The following is an 18,980-nucleotide window of genomic DNA, read 5'->3' as shown; positions in this document are numbered from 1 at the left end:
CGACATGGAGTCGGATTTCATGCAGCGTAGGCTCTGCAAAGGTATATACATTTTGGTTTATAGTCAAATCTTTTGATGCATTGCCATTGGACTTTAAGTTCTGATAGCCACTGCTCCTCCGGGCGGTTGAGGCAGCGCAGCGTTTGACCGGGCATAGATATCTCAAGATTTGTGATCAGTAATCATCCCTGCCTTTCCGGGACGATGATACCGCCCACTACCCTACCGAAGCCGCCCGGTATTCTTCGGTCACTACTGGCTGAAGGGCACGCCTGAGCTTTTGACGCCCAATGCCTGCTGCCTCGACTATAGCGTGGCGAAGGGCGGGGTGCTCACTGCTTACCGGTTTGATGGGGAGCGGGAACTGAATGAGGGGAAGTTGGTTTGGGTGTAGAGGCAATGGTGCCTGCCCCCCTCATAAGCTCTACAACCGCCGAAGCTTAAAAGTATACAAACCATGACGGGTACGGGCCTGGACGTGCAGCTTATTTCTCGTAATCAGATTCACGCAGGTGAAGTAGGCAAAAGACTCCTGTCCGTAAGGTTCAAAGAAGTACATATCCAGGAAGAACTCGATGTCTGTATCATCACCTTCCCATTGGCGGTCGAAGAAGAGCTCCCATTCCCCGGCGTAAACGATGCCTTCGCTGTAGTCATCGTAAATTGCGGTGTAGTCTTCGTAGAATTCGATGATGTCTCCGTTGAACTGATCGATGACGTTGTCGCGGAAAATTTGCCCATGGCCCCGGTAGAAAGCTTTATCAAATTCCCACGCGCCAATGAGGCGGTCTTCTTTGCGTTCCAGACGGGCATAATCTGAGCAGGAAAAGGTGGTGGTGATGATGGCCAGGGCGACTATAAACTGAAGGGTCCTCATGGTGGTCGGGTTTGGTTTAATCTTTCCCATAAGATACATCCTTCAACAACTGCCCCCTAGTGCCCGGAAGGGGTTTAATCCCAGTTTAACGGGTACTAAGAACGTGTTAATAATACCGGAAGTACTATGGATTTGTTAAAATCGGCCTGCGGCTTGGAGTGAGGACGGAGACCTGGGCAAATGCCAGGCTTCTGCAAACAGCGCAATGCCCCTATTCCTGAAAGCGCCACGCCAGCATCCGCACACGCTTCTGACCGGCAGCCAGTGGAATAACCTTCACCGCTTTGGCCGCCGCTTTTACCAGGGCGTGCTTCAAAGGTTCCAAATTATCCTTTTGGGACACCAGACTGGTAAACCAGCCGACCTGCTGCCCGTAGGCCCGGCTCTCCCTGATGAGTTGCAGGAGAAACGAACGCTCCCCGCCTTCCGTCCACAGCTCCGCGGGCTGCCCAGCCACAGTGCGGCCTACCCTTCCGAGCTTGAGATTCTTCCGTTTGCGGGCGTTAGCCTCGGCTGCCTCTGCTTCGGAGGCGTAAAAAGGTGGATTGCAAACGGTGGCATGGAAGAAGTCCTGCTCACGGATGATGCCTTCCAAGATGAAGCGGGGATCCTTTTGCTGCCGCAGCCTGATGCCGTTTTGCAGTACCGGATTAATGTCGATCAGGGCTTTAGCCGTTTTCAGGGCAAGGGGATCCACCTCTGTGCCCACCATAGACCAATCATAGATGCGCTGCCCCAGGATGGCATAAATCAGATTAGCGCCTGTGCCGATATCCAGGATGCGGATGTCTTTGCCAGTAAGCAGGGGGCCTCCGGCTGCCAGAAGGTCCGCCAGATGATGGAGATAGTCGGCCCGGCCCGGCACCGGCGGGCAAAGGTAACCTTCGGGAATGTCCCAATGCTGTAAGCCGTAGTACCCGATGAGCAGGGCGGTATTCAGCGCTTTTACGGCTTCCGGGTCTGAAAAGGAAATCGTAGGGCCGCCTGCGGGGTTCCTGATCACATGCGCCCGCAGGGGCGGATAGGCTTTCGTAAGCCTGTCAAAATCATAGCCCTCGCGGTGGAGGTTTCGGGGATGGAACGTGCTCATGTGAGTTGTTTTGTGAGGCTGTGAAGCCACCACCTGACTTGAATTAATACGCCAGCACCTCCCCTATCGCCTCCTGCACCTGCTCCATGGAAAGCACCATAGCCCGTTCCAGCACCTCATTCAGCGGGATAGCCGGCATATTCTCAGAACCGATCGTGCGTACCGGTGCATCAAGGTGCTCAAAGCAATGCTCCTGAATACGGGCAGCCAGGCTCTGCGCGAAGGTGTTATGGACCGGCTCTTCCGTAACCACCAATACTTTGTTGTGGCGGCGGGCAGCATCGTACATCGCCTCCTCATCCACCGGGCTGAGGGTGCGCAGGTCGATGACCTCCACTTGTCCGGGATAGGCTTTAGCCGCGTTCAGCGCCCAGTGCACGCCCATGCCGTAGGTGATCACGGCCAGGGAATCGCCTGCCGCTATCTGCTCCGGATTGGCCGGTAAAGCCACCCGCGCTTTCCCGAAAGGAATGACATAGTCTTCATCGGGCATGATGGTCTTGGCGGCTTCGGTGCCTTTCATTTTTGACCAGTACAGCCCTTTGTGCTCGAAAATTACGACCGGGTTCGGATCGTAGTAGGCGGACTTCAGCAGTCCTTTGAGGTCGGCTCCGGTGCTCGGATAGGCGATTTTTACGCCCCGGATGTTCGTCACCACCGATTCCACACTGGAAGAGTGGTATGGGCCACCGCTGCCGTATGCTCCAATCGGCACCCGGATGATACTGCTGACCGGCCATTTGCCATTGGAGAGATAGTACGACCGGCTGACTTCCGTGAACAGCTGATTGAGCCCCGGCCAGATGTAGTCGGCAAACTGCACCTCCACAATAGGTTTGAGCCCTGTAGCGGACATCCCCACCGTACTGCCAATGATGAAAGCTTCCTGAATGGGCGTATTGAACACCCGGTCGTCGCCAAATTTCTGCGCCAGGGTGGCAGCCTCGCGGAATACGCCGCCGAGCCGCCCGCCCACATCCTGACCATACAGCAGGCATTCCTTGTGTTGGCGCATCAGTTCCTCTACCGCAAAGAGGGCACTGTCTACCATAACGGTGGGGGTACCGCCGGCGGGTTCCCGCTCGCCCCGCTCTTCGGTAATGGGCGTGGGCGCAAAATCGTGAGTGTATAAGTCTTCCGGTTTGGGGTCTTCGGCGGACCGGGCACGCTCAAAGTGTTCTGCCACCAGCGCCCGGACCTCCGCTTCTATCTTTTCCACCGCCGCTTCGGTAGCAATATCTTCATTGAGCAATTTATCGCGCAGTACCGGGTACGGGTCGCGCTCAGCCGCTTCTTCCAGGTCATCCCGGTACCATTCCTTGCGGACGCCGGAGGTGTGGTGGTTGAGCAGGGGCAACGTAGCGTGTATCAAAAACGGGCGGCGCTCCTTACGCACTTTACGGATCACCTTGCGCAGGGTGTCGTAACAAGCTGCAAAATCGCTGCCATCAATGCTTTCCACTTCAATCCCCTTGAAGCCGGCAGCATACTCGGCGGCATTTTGCGCCCGGGTCTCCGCCGCGTTAGCAGAGATGTCCCAGCCGTTGTCCTGTACCAGATAAATAATGGGAAATTGCTTAAGTGCGGCCATTTGCAGGGCTTCCGCCACTTCTCCTTCCGTTACAGAAGCATCGCCCAGGGAACAAACCACAACGGGGTTTTTCCCACCAAAATCCTCTGCCAGCCCCTGCTGCTCTTTGTACTGAATGCCCATGGCTACGCCGGTGGTGGGAATAGCCTGCATGCCGGTCGCGGAGGACTGATGCGGGATTTTAGGCTTATCCTCGTCCTTCAGACTGGGGTGGGAATAATAGGTCCGGCCGCCGGAAAACGGATCGTCCCGCTTCGCCATCAGTTGCAGCATCAGGTCGTAGGGCTGCAAGCCAATGCCCAGGAGCAAAGCGTCGTCCCGGTAATAAGGTGCTACGTAGTCCTGTGGCAGCAACTGCATGCCGGTAGCCAGCTGAATGGCTTCGTGCCCCCGGGAGGTGGCGTGCACGTACTTGGAAACGAATTTGAAGTTGTCCTCATAAATCTCCGTCATGGCCTTGGCGGTTGCCATCAGGCGAAAGCCTTCGAGCAGAGATTTTTTTGCGATTTTCATAGCGGTTTTATTCATGGTTCGGTCAGGATAGTTTCTATTTTTTCTGCACCAAAACGAGATGCGGAGATGTGCCGGGCAGCCTGTTGTCAGGCCTCCTTAAGGATCAGCTTACCGTGCTTAAGATAGTTCTCATAAGCCTCAGGGTAGTGGCGCTGCATGAGCGCCCGCATACGCTCCAACGGTACATCAGCAAAGGCACCATACTCATCGAGGTATTCCATAAAGGTGCCACCGGACTGATCAAATTCCTGAAACAAGGAATCCGAATGCCCATCGAACTCCAGCGGCGCAACGCCCAGCCGGTCACACAACTCTTTATTGAAGGCAGGGGTAGCCTTTACCCATTTGCCATTGAGCCACAGCTCCGCATAACCGTGGGGCACCAGTTCGTCCGTACCGAAGGTGGCTGTCATACGCTCGGCAGCGATGTGGTTGCGCACCTTCGCCAAACAGAGCCGGGCAGGAATACCCACCACACGGCAGGCGGCAATCAGCAAAATGGCTTTGTCTATGCAGTGGCCATCTGAACGGGCCATTAAAGTTGAAACCTTCAGGGCTTCGGGCTCCAGTTTGATTTGATAAGGGTCATAACGCCAGCCGTCCCGAATGGCATAGTACAGTTTTACGGCTTTCTCAACAGGCGACCCGCCTTTCATTACTCCATTTACAAAGGATAGCAAAGCGGAGTCGCTTAACTCGTAAAAAGCGGTAGGCTTGAGGTATTCTTCCATGGATAGGGTTTGATCCATTATGTAGCTGATTCAGGTGGTCCAGGCAGCCGGTCCAGGTTTTTTATGTAGCGGGCAGTATTGAATTCCGCTCCGCTCGACATGACTTCCCGGACTTCTGCCGCCACACACTGCGCGATCATCAGGCGGGCTGTTTCTTCATTATAGCCGGTAGCCCTGAGACGGTCGAAAGTCACCCGGGTATGCGCCGGGTCATTGTTTTTCAACTGCGTATCGACGATCTGCAGAAATTGGTCTTTTAGAATTTGCCGGGGGTCCATGCTTAGGCTTTTTGTTTGAAGGCGTTGATCGCATTCACGGTGAAATCAGAAAGGACCAGCTCCCCGCTTCGTTCCGCCCGGGCTTCGAGCAGGGTATCCCAGTCCTGAGCTTCTTCCCAGAAGACTGCTTTGAGCTGCCGCATGGCTTCCGGGCTGTAATCCGACAGTCGTTCTGCCAGGTGGCTCACATAGGCGTCGAGTTGCTCCACGGTTTCAAAGACATCTGCGAACAAGCCTTTGTCCTTCGCCCACTGCGCCGTGCGCCACTCGGAAGCATTAATGGCCAGTTGTGTCATGGCGGATTTACCCACCTTACGTTCCACAGCAGGCCCTACCACAAACGGACCAATACCAATTGCCAGTTCACTCAGCTTGACCGATGCCCATTGGCTGGCAATGCAGTAGTCGGTCGCTGCACAGAGCCCCACGCCACCACCAACGGCTTTGCCCTGTATGCGCCCGATGATAAACTTGGGGCACTTGCGCATGGCGTTGATGACATTGGCAAACCCCATAAAGAAGCGCTTGCCAGTGTCCAAATCCTTGATGGCAATCAGCTCATCGAAGCTTGCCCCGCCACAGAAGGCACGGTCGCCCCCACTTTGCAGGATGATCACTTTAACGGATGGGTCTGCTCCCGCAGCAGTGATGGTGTCTGCCAGCTGAGCCAGCAAACGGCCGGGCAGAGAGTTGCTTGCAGGGTGCTCGAAAGTCAGGCGGGCAATGCCTTTCTCGTCGACTTCCATGCTTACGGAGCCTAACTTGGTTTTATCTGTCATGGTTTGGTTAATGCTTTTGGTAAACAGACTTCAAAATACGAATGAATGTTCGTTAGCAAAGGTAAGAAAATGCGGGAGGAATCCGAAGGCCCCCCCCCTGCATTTAAGCGCTATGGCTGCTGGGGTAGAGCTTCCCGCTCTGCTCCAGCTTATCCAGGATTTTTTTAGGAGATGCACCAAAATAGGCAAACGACAAATACTGCCAGGCTATTCAAAAAGTGGAATTTTTTATGCACACCGGCAGCACTCACCTTAAAATTCAAATGGTGCCCCTCGTCAAAAAGGGCACCATTCGATCTTCCGTTTATCCGAGGTAGCGGACTTTCCAGACCTTACCTTCTACGGAGTCGGTAATGTAGAGGCTGCCATCGGGCCCGACTGCCAGCCCCGTGGGGCGGTGTTTGGCATCTTTCGGTTTCTCAATGGTCGTCTCAGCGGCGATATTGTCCACGAAGATTTCCCAATCACCGGTCGCTTCCCCGTTGCGCATGGGCACAAAAGCCACGAAGTAGCCTTTTTGGGGCAGCGGGGCCCGGTTCCAGGAGCCGTGGAAGGCAATGAAAACGCCCTCTTTGTACTTTTCAGGGTATTGCTCATTGTGGTAAAAGACCAGGTCGTTCGGCGCCATATGCCCGGGGAAGGCCACCACCGGCTCTTCGATGCCTTCACAGCGCCCCTGCTTTTCTCCATCGCCCCCGTACTCCGGCGCCAGCACCTTTTTGCCCTGCTTGTGGTCGTAGTAGCAATAAGGCCAGCCAAAGTCGTCGCCCTTATCCACCTTCAGGAATTCCTCAGAAGGGAGTTCGGCATTTTGCTCGTAGCTGTACATGCCCGGGAAAAGATAGCTGAGCTGATCGCGCCCATGCTGCATAGCGTACAGTTGATTGCCCTCATGATTGAACTGAATGCCAACGCAGTTGCGCAGCCCGGTGGCAAAGCGCTCCCCATTTGCCTGCTGTGTCTGACCAGTCTGCATGGCATCAAACTGCCAGATACCGCCTTGCCATTCCAACTGCGGGCAGGGGTCCATACCGGTTGACCCTTTGGTGCGGGCTTCTTTCATGCAGGCATTGGACGGGGCGCCTACATTGACATACAGCTGCCCATCGTTATCAAAGGTGACCGACTTGGCTTCGTGGGAGCCTTGTTGAGGGAAGCCGCTCACCACGAGCTCGCGGCTGTTTTCGTCCGGAACAAGGGCACCATCTTCCGGCAGTGGATAGCGGAAGACCTCCGTTGTGGAGGAGCAGTAAAGGTAGCCTTTATAAATTTCCATCCCAGTGCCGGTATGTTCACCGAAGTAAGCCAGGGTATCGGCCCGGCCATCGCCGTCATTATCGCGCAGGGCAGCGATTCCCTTTCCGTCTTTCGCTTTTTGGAGCTGAATGTAAATATCGCCATTGTCGCGTACCGCAATATGCCGGGCTCTGCCTACCGCATCGGCTACCACGATAGCTTCGAAATTATCGGGCAGGATGAGCGTCGGGTCTGACCAGCGGCTGGACTTCGCCTTGGTCGTTGTCGGCAGTTCTTCGGACACATTGGTGTTGTTGGCGCAGGCTATAAGCCCGAGCAATAATGTTAAAGTCAGTAAATATCGCATGAGTAGTGGGTTGGTTCTTCTGTTGTAACAGATGGGCAGGCGGGGGGTTCAGGGGGGCTGCAGCACCGGCCCGATTGCAGTTGAACGATAAAGCGGGCCAGACAAAAAAAGACTTAGCAAAACCCTGATACGGGCACTTGCCAAGTCTGTTTTACATTGATGCAGGTTGATACACCTTGCCTTGTTATGGCATCACCACGGTATCAATGACATGAATGGTGCCGTTGGACGCCTCAAGGTCGGTCTTAAAGACCTGGGCGCGGTTGCCATTCTCATCAATCAGGTAGACGGCATTGCCTTCGGAGATAGCCTTGATCTCTGCGCCATTGACGGTGGTTAGGGTAGCGGTGCCGTCATTGGCTTTAATGGCTTTCACAACCTGATCGGCAGTGATTTTGCCAGGCACAACGTGGTAGGTCAGCAAGGCCTGCAGCTGCTCCTTGTTCTCTTCGAGCAGGAGGGTCGCTACGGTGCCTTCCGGCAACTTCTCAAAAGCCGCATTGGTCGGCGCGAATACAGTGAATGGCCCCGGCTGTTGCAGGGTTTCTACCAGACCGGCAGCTTTTACGGCTGCGACAAGGGTGGTATGCATTTTGGAAGAAGCCGCTACATCAAGGATGTCCTTTTCGGCCATCATCTTGGTTTTTTCCTTCTTCATCTTTGCTTTACCATCGTACTGCGCCTGCAAGGGAGAACCTAAGAGCGCGACCATCATAATACTGGTTACTAATGCAATACAATTTTTCATAGCTTACTTTTCAATTAAAAAATGATTCATTCGGGTGATCTTCGACAGGCATACGAGCCTGAGCGCCGATTGGATTTTTTAAGGAACGGCTAAATAATAACTTTTCGATTCTGTCTTGTTATTATGCCGCCATACTTCGTTACTCTGCGGTCACGTCCGTACGGATGCTCCCTTATCGCGCCTCGTCTGGCAGCATACTAACTGCGTCATTTATCGAAAACCTATTATTTGCCCGTTCCGTTGGGAAATTTTTTTAGGAAACTTTGACTTTAGGCTGCCCTTTAGCCTGAAAACGCACGATATGCTTGGCCATATTCCCGAAAACAAAGTAATGGAAGGGCAGCACGGCTCCCCAGTATAGTCGTCCGAATAGTCCGAACGGCCGGAAGGTGGCTTTCTGCCGCAGGTAGGCTTGCCCGTCTTTGTGCTGAATGCGAAATTCCAGCCAGGCTTCACCGGGCAGCTTCATCTCGGCGTAAAGGAGGAGCCGTTGTTTGTCTTCGTCGGCAATGAGTACCCGCCAGAAGTCAAGGGCATCGCCATCGTGGATGCGGTTGGGATGGGTACGGCCCCGGCGCAGACCGATGCCGCCGACGAGCTTGTCCAGGTAGCCGCGCAGCTTCCACAGCCAGTTGGCATAGTACCAGCCGCGTTCGCCTCCGATGCTGACTACATTTTGCCAAACCTGGTCAGGGGTATTGTGGGTAATGGCGACCTTCTGCTCATCTACAAAACAGCCGTACTCGGGCACTTCAATGTAGCGGTTGAGCGACGCTTTGTCTGAGCTGGACACCAGAGAGTCTTTCCAGCTGCTGACCACCATATTCTGCTGTATCTTATCGAAAGCCAGGGCTACCGCTTGTTCGTAAGGGATAGGATCGATGCCCAGCTCTTCCGCCAGATTGTTGGGTCGGCAGATGACGTCTATTTTCATGCTGTTGACCAGGTTGACGGCCAACTCGTAGGTGGTGGAGGTCACAAAGTACAGCCAGTAGGAAGATAAACGGGGCGTCATGACCGGCACCACATAGAGCGACCGCTTCAGCCCGCGGGCACGGGCGTAGCCGAGCAGCATTTCCTTGTAGGTCAGGATATCCTCGGCACCAATATCGAAGTTTTTGCCGTAGTACCGTTCTTTGAGCATTACGCCCGTCAGGAATTTGATCACATCGCGTATAGCAATCGGTTGACAGCGGGTACTCACCCAGCGCGGGGCAATCATGACCGGCAGTTTTTCCACCAGGTCGCGGATGATCTCAAAGGAAGCGCTGCCGGAGCCGATGATAATACCGGCCCGTAGTGCGGTGAGCGGCACCTTGCCGCTGTCCAGGATTTGTTCTACCCGCAGTCTGGACTCCAGGTGGCTCGATAGTTCCTCGCTGTTGACGATACCCGTGAGGTAAATGATCTGCTGGCAAGTTGTTTGCTCCACAAAAGCATTAAAATGCGTAGCAGCCTGCTCCTCCAGGGATTTGAAATCGTCGATGGCAGCAGACAGGGAATGAATGAGATAAAAGGCTACATCGAATTCCCGGGGCGCTTCCTGCATATCCACGGGTTTTAGGAAATCGACCTGAAAAACGTCCACCTGCTCCTCCCACCCTTCCGGCACGTCAAAGGTCGTGGCGTTACGGGCACAGCAAATGACCTCGTGCCCGTCTTCCAGGAGCACGGGCAGGAGCCGTCTTCCGATATAGCCGGTCGCGCCGGTGAGTAAGATACGCATGTGGCGTTGTTTTCTGTTGGAACGGTATGCCGGGGCGGAGGTTCAATGCCGGGTGGGAAGCTTAGTCACTGCAATGCCATGATCAGCTGTACTTTTTCGTTGTGGCAGAGGACGGCTCCTGTTGGTATGCTCCTACAGTAGCTCAGCCCTGCCTACCTGCTCCGGGACCTCCTGCCCCATCTGTTTTCCAGAGGATTAAAATAGGAATTTGGCGGTGATAAAAAGGTATCGTGGGCGTATTTTTTGCTTCAGGCCTCACTGACACAGGCCGCGATTCCTAAATCGCCGCCTGAGTATCACGGGCAAACCCCGGGAGCACTCCCCGTCCGACGTAGTTTATTAACGAACCTGTCTACCAGCTCAGCCAGGTAGAGTCAGACCTTTCTCCTAGGGTTCTATGCTTCAAACAAAAGAACACTGAATACCACCTAACTTGAAGCCACCTTCATGAGACCCTGCGCTATAAAATCTTGCCCCATCCTTTAATTAAGCTTATCTTTGATCAAAAGTACTACCTATGACGCAACGGGCTGCCGAAATAATATTACCCCTGCACCAGTTCAGTACAGATGACTACCACAGCATGTCTGAATCAGGTCTGTTTGAAGGCAAGCGTGTCGAGTTGCTCGAAGGAAGAATCATTGATATGGCTCCAGTAAAATCCAAACATGCCTCTGTAGTCAAGCTCCTAAACAACTGGCTGCGATCCGCCCTTTCTGACCAGTACACTATCAGTGTCCAAGACCCTATTTCGCTCAGCAAGTACTCTGAGCCTGAGCCTGACTTGGCTGTTCTGGATTTTAGGGAAGATTATTATGCTAAGGCTCATCCGCAACCTAAGGACATCCACCTCCTCATCGAAGTCGCCGACACCAGCCTTGACAAAGACCAAAAAGTGAAGCTGCCGCTCTACGCTGCCGCCGGCATCCCGGAAGTATGGATCGTCAATCTGCCGGAGCAGCAGCTGGAGCAGTACACCGAGCCCTCCACGGACGGCTACCGCCTGATCCGGATTTTCCGGGCGGGGGATACGCTGGAGCGGGATTGGATTGGGGCGTTGGAGGTGGGGCGGTTGTTTGGGGGGTAGGCTCACACTAGTCCTCCTCCCGTAACAACCAAGGGCGCAGTGGAAAACTGCACCCTTGTCCATACAGCCCGGCTACACGCCGTGCCGGATTCTTAATTTACCATTTTTATTTGAATTCATATTTCGCTAACCTGTTTTCACCTTTCTTTTTTAAAATTCCTAAGTCTACTCCTTTTTTTAAATCTCTTGTTGCTGTAGCGGTGGATATATCCTTAAATACCCTCAGGTAATCTTTCCTGGTAAATTCCTTCAAATCTGTTTGTTCCTTAAAATATTGCAACCGCTCCTCATCACTAAAGGATTTTCTCTGGTCTTCTATTAAATCGTTCAGACTTATTTTTATCATTCCAAGCATGAATTCTACAAACTTAGTACATAGGCCTTCTTTATCTGATTCTGATAACGCTTCGTAATACTTTTCTTGATTTTTCTTAATCTCTATTTCTATCGGTAAATACTCAAATACTGGATTCTCCTGCATCAATATCAATGTTTGCCATAACCTGCCCATTCTGCCATTTCCATCCATGAATGGGTGTATAAACTCCATTTCATAATGGAATACACAGCTTTTTACGATTTGATTGTCTTCACTCTCTTTCAAATAGGAAAATAAATTGCTCATCAAATTACTTACATTCCATGCAGGAGGTGCCATATGTGCGATCTGTTCTCCTTTAAATATCCCAACCCCTTTTGCCCTGTATTTTCCAGCATTCTCCACTAATCCCGACATTAATATTTTGTGTGCCAATAAATAGGATTCTTCACTGCATGGATCAAAATCCCTCAGTTTACTATAGACAACAATTGCATTTTGAACCTCTTTTATATCTTTTGCCGGACCTATAATCCTTTTGTTTTCGAATATCGCTGTCACTTGATCTAACGACAAGGTGTTACCTTCAATCATCAGGGAGGACTGAATCGTCTTTATCCTGTTCTCCCGGCGTAGATTTGTTTGAGGTTTTCTTAGATATGTTGCGTCTACTATCCCTATCAATTTACCAACTTCTATTGATAGGTTAATGATTTTAGAGGTTCCCTCGTAGTACTTTTGAATCATGATGCCATCATTTGATCGCATCAAATATACAAAACCATCAATCAGATAGGTTTTATAGCGTCATTTTATTCACAAGCATCGATCTACTAATTTCTTCATGCAATTGAGCCTGACTATACTGACGATTAAGTCAGCACTAGCTTCCAGTCAGTTGCCGACTTTGAACTCGATAGCTGTACGGGGGCAACCTTTCAGCCTAGCCCCAGGCCGCGATTCCAAAATCGCCGCCTGAGTCCTGCAGGAAAGAACCACGGGAGCACTCCCTGTCCGACGTTTTTAATTAATGAAGTCGGTCCTTTCTCCCGGGATCCTCTGCGTCAAGAACACACAATGCCACCTAACTTGAAGCCACTTCAGTGGACGCGCTCTGTCATCTCACACCTTGCCCCTTCCTCCAAATAGGCTTATCTTTGATCAAAAGTATTCTTATGACACAGCAAGCCACCAAAGCAATACTACCTATACACCGGTTTAGTATTGATGATTACCATCAAATGGGAGAGGCAGACTTGTTCGAGGGCAAGCGTGTGGAGTTGCTTGAAGGTCAAATTATTGATATGTCCCCAATAAAGCCTAAACACGCTGGCGCAGTTGCGTTCCTAATCCATCACCTCAGCCGGCAACTATCAGACGACTACATTGTGAACGCACAAAACCCCATCGCCCTCAGCGACCATAGCGAACCTGAGCCGGATATCAGCGTACTCCGCTACCGGGCAGACTTTTACCAGCGCTCCCACCCACAACCCGAAGACATCCACCTCCTCATCGAAGTCGCCGACACCAGCCTTGACAAAGACCAAAAAGTGAAGCTGCCCCTCTACGCTGCCGCCGGCATCCCGGAAGTGTGGATCGTCAACCTTCCGGAGCAGCAATTGGAGCAGTACACCGAGCCCGCTTCGGAAGGCTACCGCAGTATCCGGATTTACCGGGCGGGGGATAGGATGGAGCAGGATTGGATTGGGGTGTTGGAGATGGGGCGGTTGTTTGGGGCATCCTGATCCTCCACTTTCTTGTTTCTGAATCTGCCTAAGCATAAGTGTGACACCTACGGCGTCAATTAAAGGGGGGAAGACTTTTTTTACTGACTGTCGACTCCTACTGGGGTCGTACATCAGTAATCTTAAGCTTAAATTGTAGCATCGACTCCAGCGGAGTCGCACTTTTTAATAGGTCTGTTCCACCCATATTTTTAATGCTCTGTTTTTCAAACAATTGATTATAGGTTTTCCGTTCAATTCGAACACTGTAAAGTAATGATTTTCGATGGATAATGAGTGACATTAAAGCTGCGGAGGGGAGGAAAGGTAGCTCGGTAGTACGTCTGGCACCGCTCGCCCTTTATACCCGCCTTCGCTCTCACTTCGGCGGACAGTGCATTTTTCATTCTACATTTCCGCAGCGCAGCAAGACCCGTTTTACATTTTTTAGCCGGGGGCTTACGCCCCATCGGTCTGACTGTCATTCCAGCAGAAAAGAAAAAAGAGTAAAAGGGTAAGAGCACAAAGAGTAGCTTAGTCCCGGGTAAGACGGAACCCGAGGTAGCTGCTCCGAATCGAAGGAATGCTCCTGCTGCGAATAGCAACGCGGGAGCCCCCAGAGCTGAAGTACCAGGAACCGCCGCGGAGCACCCGACGACTACAATCTCCATTACTGTCTTCTAACCATGCACCTCCATCCCGCGGCGCTCCGTTGTAATGCTCATGCCAGCAATCCTGCACCCACTCCCAAACATTCCCACTCATATCGTATAAACCCAGCTGATTCGGCTGCTTTTGCCCCACAGGGTGGATTTTACCTCCACTATTATCCCTATACCAACCTACTTCATCCAGATCATTGCTACCACTGTACAAATATTCATCCTTAGCTCCGCCCCGGGCGCCATACTCCCACTCCGCTTCGGTAGGCAAGCGGTACTTTTCGCCGGTTTTAGCATTTAGCTTTTTGATGAATTCCTGTACATCATCCCAGCTGACCTGTTCCACCGGGCAATCAGGGCAATTTTTAAACCAACTTGGATTGTCCCCCATCACCGCTTTCCACTGCGCCTGGGTGACCGGGTACTTCCCCAAATAGTAGTCGGACAGGCTGACTTCGTGGCAAGGTTTTTCCTTGTCATGACCCTCTCCATCCCGCACCTCATCCTTCCAGCCCATCCAAAAAGTGCCGCCGGGTATATGCACCATGTCTTCGCTCAGCTTAATGAGGTCGGGTGGTAAGTCAGGCTTGGAAGGTTTTGGTTTCGGAGTAGGTGGATTTTTTGTTTTTAATTTAGGCGGCTGGGGGCTTTTCGGCTCTGTATAGCCGCTCAATAACTCCTGCTGCCGCTGCTTGGCTTGCTCGGCAAAAGCCCCAGTAGGAAAACGATCTAAGAACTCAAAATAGGCGGAAAGCGTATCGGCTTGTTGCGCCCTTTGCCAGTGGGCTTCCTCTTCCAGGCGACGGATTGCCGCCAAGGCTTCCGCCCGGTACTTCCCGTCCGGATAGTCTTGATTGTATTGGAAATAGGCCAGGATCGTATCGGCCGCTTTAGCCGCCTCCCATGCCGTTACTTCATCGCCCACCGGCACAAACACAAACTGCCCCTGATCATCCCCCTTCACATCGATATTCTTGAAAATGGGTGTCTGCCGGCCCTGCGTGGCGGCGGCTACGGCATCCCGCAACTGCGTAAAGAGCTGATCGACCGGCAGGGGCTGCTGATTGTGGCGCAGGGCGCGCAGCAGTTCCTTGGCAAAGGGGCTGTTGTCGCCCGCCTGCCCGTCGAGGGCGCGCTCGCGGCTGTGGCTGGCGGAAATGCCGAGGCGGGAGCGGCGGCTGTGCAGCAACTGCCGGGTAGCACTCTTGTAAGACATGAAAAAAGAACCGGCAAAACAGGCATCGGCAATAACGAGGGTGTGGAAGGACTCCACTTGATTCAGGCAGCGCTTGATGCTGCTCGCGTCAATCCAGCCTTCGTCTTCGCCTGGCTTGCCTTCTATGGGTATCCAGTAGCCTTCCTCGTCTTCGATCTCGCCGTGACCGGAGAAGTAGACGATGAGGCTGTCGTCTTCCTGTACTTTATGGCGCAGGTTTTTGAGTTGGCGCAGCACTTGGGTGCGGGTGGCTTGCGCATCGTACAGCTCGTAGGTGCGCTCCGGGCTGACCTGATACTGCTGCTGCATCAGCGCTGTGAAGTCTTTGGCGTCCTTTACGCAGTTGCTCAGGGGCGGGCAGTGGGCGTAGGCGTCCACACCGATGACCAGCAGGTGGGTGTGCCCTTGCTGCTGCAGGGCCATTTGCTGCATGGCTTCGTGGTCTAGTCCTTTGTGCTGCTCTGGCAAAATCTATTTTTTGTGAGCAATATACGGATTTTGGGCAATGTTATTGCGTTTGGAGGGGCTGGGGTCGCTTCGTTTGCAGTAAATGAAGCTGGGGCAGAGCGCTTGGTGGGGGCTTGGGTTAAGCTCTACACCAGCAACCCAAGCCTCCTGTCGAAGAGCTTCCCTCCCGGTACTTATCCGGGATCCGGCAGGTTATCCAAGATAAAGCTGGGGCAGAGCGCTTAGAGGGGGCCTGGATTAAGCTCTGCACCAGCAAGAGCCTTGCTCCTGTCGGGTCCCGGTTTTTACCGGGATCCGATAGGTTACACCAGGAGGAAGCTGGGTCAGAGCGCTCCGATGGGGCTTGGATCAAGCTCTACACCAGCAGCCAACGCTCTACGGCAAGTTTAAAAAATCACAAATATCGAATCAGCTCCTGCCCCATCTCCAGATTACACAGCGTGCCCTTTCGAAGACCTGCATAATCCTTTGCGGAAGAATAGTCCCAATCTGGATTTTTGCTGACCAGTCCAGCTTTAGTCGGATTATCGTGGATATAACAGAAGCAGTTGTAAAAATAACCGTTTCCGGGAGCAAAGGGGGCATTCGTAAGCCCTTTAATCGTCACAAATTCGTCTATCCAACCATCTTTCGCTTTGCACTTGGGGCGAAAAACCACCCCTGTATGACCCTGCTCTTTGTTGATTGCCTGGGCATACGACTGCAAAAGGATTCCTATGGACTGGTTGATACTTATTACCTGTTCCTCTTCTTTACTGCCTATGCGCTGCCGGTTCACAACTTGCGCCGCATCACCATATTGCTGCTTACGCCTCACCCACTCGATATGATCTACATGGAGCCATAGTATGTCTTTTGAGATTTCTGCCGCCTTTACATAAAATAACCAATGAAAGTGATTTGGCATTAGGCAATAGCAAAGTAAATCACCAAAAGGCAGCAAATAAGCACGCATTTTCCAAAGGAAAAACTTGTAATTACGGTCTGAAAAGAAGACCTGCTGCCCGTTATTCCCTTGGTTATAAATGTGAAAGGACTGATTGGGGTAAAGCTCCATACCGTTTGTATTTGGCATACAAAATAGCCCAAATTCCGTAGAAATGTAGAAGTGCATCAGTGCTTTCCCAAGTGAAGCTGGGGCAGAGCTCTTGACGGGGGCTTGGATCCAGCTCTACACCAGCAACCCAAGCCTCCTGTCGGAGAGCTTCCCTCCCGGTACTTTACCGGGACCCGATAGGTTTTTCCAGGCAAAAGCTGGGGCAGAGCTCTTGTGGAAATGCCAGGCTCAAGCTCTACACCAGCAACGCTTTGATCCTGTTGGGGAGCTAGTATGCTATCATAGTAAAGGACCCCGGGAGAAGGGAGTGCTCCCGGGGTCATCTGCTTTAAGTCAGATCGCAACTCTGGAGTCGCTGCCTGACAGACCAACCAGCAGTAACAACAAGCGCCATCCCCCGCAAAAAACAGGAAATGGCGCTCATCCATCTATCCATGAGGGTATTTGCGTTTACTCAAAGTCCTCCAGGTAGCTTACCGCACCTTCGTAGACGCGCTCGGCAGTGAAGCCGAACTTTTCATCCAGTACGGTGTAGGGGGCGGACTCCCCAAAGTGGTCCAGTCCAGCGACCTCACCCAGTGGGCCGACCAGGCCGCGGAGGGTGACCGGCAGGCCAGCGGTAAGACCGTAAGTAGGTACGTCGTAAGGTAACACATCCAGCTGATAGCTGATGGGCTGATTACGGAAGAGGCCTTCGGATGGAGCGGAGACGACCCGTACCTTGAGCTTTTTCTTCTCCCGTAGCAGCTTGGCGCCCTCGATCAGGGTAGCGACTTCGGAGCCGTTGCCAACCAGGATGAGGTCAGGGTTGCCGCCCTCTTCCTTTTGGACGATGTAGGCACCTTTTTCAGCTGCCTTAGCTGCTTCGTAGCGGCTGCCATTGGCGGGTAGGCTTTTGATGTCCTGACGGGAAAGGATGAGCCCGCTCGGACCGTGTGTGTTTTCTAGGGCTAACTGCCAGGCAACGGTCGTTTCGTCCACATCAGCGGGGCGCAGGGCGGTAAAGCTGTTGCGGCCGGAGTGGTTCTGCAAATGCTCCAGCAAACGGATTTGAGCCTCTTGTTCGATGGGTTGGTGCGTCGGGCCGTCCTCCCCTACCCGGAACGCATCGTGCGTCCAGATGAAAATCACCGGTTGCTCCATCAGCGCGGCGAGGCGGATGGTCGGCTTCATAAAGTCGGAGAACACGAAGAAGGTTGCACAAACCGGGATGACGCCGCCGTGCAAAGCCATACCCGTGCACAGTGCCGCCATAGTCAGCTCGGAAACACCGGCCTGCAGGAACGCACCGCTAAAGTCGCCTTTAACAAAAGAAGTGGTCTTCTTGAGGAAGGCATCCGTTTTATCGCTATTGGAAAGGTCAGCAGAAGCGACGATCATGTTGTCGAGGTGATCGGCCAGATAGCTAAGCACGGCACCGGAAGCGCTACGGGTAGCCTGATCGGGCTTTTGTTTGATACCAGCCCAGTCAAGCTCAGGCAGCTCACGGGAAAGGTATTGCTCCAACTTATCCGCCAGCTCCGGGTTTTCGGAAGCCCAGGCTTCCTGCTCTGCCCGCTTTTGTTCGGCATAAGCGTGCTTTTCGGTCTTCACCTCTTCGTAGAATGCTGCCACTTCCGGGAAAACCGCGAATGGGTTGTCCGGGTCGCCGCCCAGCGCCTTTACGGTCTTCTCAAAAGAGGCTCCGGCACCGCTCAGCGGCTTACCGTGGGTGGACACCTGACGCTCGAAGGACTCGCCTTCTTCGGTTACCGCTCCCTTGCCCATGATGGTCTTGCCAATGATGAGGGAAGGACGGTCTGTTTCCGCTACAGCAGCATCCAATGCCTTACGGATGGCATCAGGATCGTTGCCTTCAATAGTCTGCACATGCCAGCCCCAGGCTTCGTATTTCTTACCCGTATCCTCGTCCATGACTTCGCTAACTTCGCTTGACAGCTGAATGTCATTGGCGTCGTAGAACATCACCACATTGCCCAGGCCAAGGTAGCCTGCCGTACGGCCGGCACCTTGCGCAATTTCTTCCTGAATGCCGCCGTCAGAGATGTAGATATAGGTCTTGTGCGCCATCCACTCCCCAAAGCGGTGGGCCAGGAAGCGCTCAGCAATTGCGGCACCGATACCAAAAGTGTGCCCCTGCCCCAATGGGCCCGAGGTATTCTCCACACCACGGGCTACATCAATCTCCGGGTGGCCCGGTGTCGGGCTGCCCCACTGCCGGAAATTTTCGAGGTCTTCTGTACCGTAGTGCCCCAGCAGGTGGAGTTGGCTGTACAGCATAGCCGACATATGGCCGGGGTCAAGAAAAAACCGGTCGCGGAAGGGCCAGGCCGTGTCTTTGGGGTCATAGTTCATATACTCCGTGAACAGGATGTGCATGAAGTCTGCACCGCCCATTGCGCCACCGGGGTGGCCGGAATTTGCCTTTTCTACCATTGCGGCGGAAAGCACACGGATGTTGTCTGCAGCTTTTTGTGAGATTGTAGGATCTGCCATGTTAAAAACGGA

General features: G+C 53.0%; 15 protein-coding genes. 2 read left to right on the top strand and 13 right to left on the bottom strand.

Translation table 11 applies throughout. The features are described from left to right. Window positions 1–424: 424 nt before the first annotated feature. From IX84_RS16655 to IX84_RS16615, 9 genes are all read right to left on the bottom strand, one after another. Window positions 425–877, bottom strand: a complete 453-nt coding sequence (locus IX84_RS16655; RefSeq protein WP_044223342.1) for a hypothetical protein — start codon at window positions 875–877, stop codon at window positions 425–427. Between the two features lie 211 nt (window positions 878–1,088). Further along, a complete protein-coding gene (gene rlmF, locus IX84_RS16650) occupies window positions 1,089–1,967 on the bottom strand; it encodes a 23S rRNA (adenine(1618)-N(6))-methyltransferase RlmF (protein ID WP_044223340.1) in 879 nt (292 codons plus the stop codon). A 43-nt stretch (window positions 1,968–2,010) separates the two neighbouring features. Further along, window positions 2,011–4,071: an alpha-ketoacid dehydrogenase subunit alpha/beta gene (locus IX84_RS16645; RefSeq protein WP_238578297.1), complete on the bottom strand. Its 2,061-nt coding sequence runs from the start codon at window positions 4,069–4,071 to the stop codon at window positions 2,011–2,013. Between the two features lie 86 nt (window positions 4,072–4,157). Beyond that, window positions 4,158–4,820 carry a transglutaminase-like domain-containing protein gene (locus IX84_RS16640; RefSeq protein WP_202965260.1) on the bottom strand — a complete coding sequence of 221 codons (663 nt, stop codon included), beginning with the start codon at window positions 4,818–4,820 and terminating at the stop codon, window positions 4,158–4,160. Continuing rightward, a complete protein-coding gene (locus IX84_RS16635; RefSeq protein ID WP_044223334.1) occupies window positions 4,820–5,080 on the bottom strand; it encodes a hypothetical protein in 261 nt (86 codons plus the stop codon). The genes IX84_RS16640 and IX84_RS16635 overlap by 1 nt, the downstream gene beginning before the upstream one ends. A gap of 2 nt (window positions 5,081–5,082) precedes the next feature. Next, complete coding sequence (locus tag IX84_RS16630; protein ID WP_044223332.1) at window positions 5,083–5,859, bottom strand: enoyl-CoA hydratase/isomerase family protein; 777 nt, start codon at window positions 5,857–5,859, stop codon at window positions 5,083–5,085. A gap of 304 nt (window positions 5,860–6,163) precedes the next feature. Next, window positions 6,164–7,462 carry a PQQ-dependent sugar dehydrogenase gene (locus IX84_RS16625; RefSeq protein ID WP_063978281.1) on the bottom strand — a complete coding sequence of 433 codons (1,299 nt, stop codon included), beginning with the start codon at window positions 7,460–7,462 and terminating at the stop codon, window positions 6,164–6,166. Between the two features lie 184 nt (window positions 7,463–7,646). Continuing rightward, a complete protein-coding gene (locus tag IX84_RS16620; protein ID WP_044223330.1) occupies window positions 7,647–8,210 on the bottom strand; it encodes a fasciclin domain-containing protein in 564 nt (187 codons plus the stop codon). Between the two features lie 253 nt (window positions 8,211–8,463). Beyond that, on the bottom strand, window positions 8,464–9,936 hold the full coding sequence (locus IX84_RS16615; protein ID WP_044223328.1) for an SDR family oxidoreductase: 1,473 nt from the start codon (window positions 9,934–9,936) through the stop codon (window positions 8,464–8,466). A gap of 517 nt (window positions 9,937–10,453) precedes the next feature. Between IX84_RS16615 and IX84_RS16610 the strand changes: the two genes are divergently transcribed. Continuing rightward, complete coding sequence (locus tag IX84_RS16610; RefSeq protein ID WP_044223325.1) at window positions 10,454–11,023, top strand: Uma2 family endonuclease; 570 nt, start codon at window positions 10,454–10,456, stop codon at window positions 11,021–11,023. A 106-nt stretch (window positions 11,024–11,129) separates the two neighbouring features. On the opposite strand, the gene IX84_RS16605 is transcribed toward IX84_RS16610, so the two are convergent. Continuing rightward, the gene (locus tag IX84_RS16605; RefSeq protein WP_044223830.1) at window positions 11,130–12,086 is read right to left on the bottom strand and encodes a Fic family protein; all 957 of its coding nucleotides are present in this window, start codon (window positions 12,084–12,086) and stop codon (window positions 11,130–11,132) included. Between the two features lie 431 nt (window positions 12,087–12,517). Between IX84_RS16605 and IX84_RS16600 the strand changes: the two genes are divergently transcribed. Next, the gene (locus IX84_RS16600) at window positions 12,518–13,090 is read left to right on the top strand and encodes a Uma2 family endonuclease (protein ID WP_044223323.1); all 573 of its coding nucleotides are present in this window, start codon (window positions 12,518–12,520) and stop codon (window positions 13,088–13,090) included. Window positions 13,091–13,603: 513 nt separating this feature from the next. Here the strand turns inward: IX84_RS16600 and IX84_RS31870 are convergent. From IX84_RS31870 to IX84_RS16580, 3 genes are all read right to left on the bottom strand, one after another. After that, complete coding sequence (locus IX84_RS31870) at window positions 13,604–15,415, bottom strand: SUMF1/EgtB/PvdO family nonheme iron enzyme (protein ID WP_063978280.1); 1,812 nt, start codon at window positions 15,413–15,415, stop codon at window positions 13,604–13,606. 394 nt (window positions 15,416–15,809) lie between these two features. Continuing rightward, window positions 15,810–16,472 carry a hypothetical protein gene (locus IX84_RS16585; RefSeq protein ID WP_044223320.1) on the bottom strand — a complete coding sequence of 221 codons (663 nt, stop codon included), beginning with the start codon at window positions 16,470–16,472 and terminating at the stop codon, window positions 15,810–15,812. Between the two features lie 450 nt (window positions 16,473–16,922). Then, on the bottom strand, window positions 16,923–18,968 hold the full coding sequence (locus tag IX84_RS16580; protein WP_044223317.1) for a transketolase family protein: 2,046 nt from the start codon (window positions 18,966–18,968) through the stop codon (window positions 16,923–16,925). Window positions 18,969–18,980 lie beyond the last annotated feature (12 nt).

The sequence above is a fragment of the Phaeodactylibacter xiamenensis genome (assembly GCF_000759025.1).
GTDB classification, from domain to species: Bacteria; Bacteroidota; Bacteroidia; order Chitinophagales; family Saprospiraceae; genus Phaeodactylibacter; species Phaeodactylibacter xiamenensis.
This window is presented reverse-complemented; position numbering and strand designations above follow the sequence as displayed.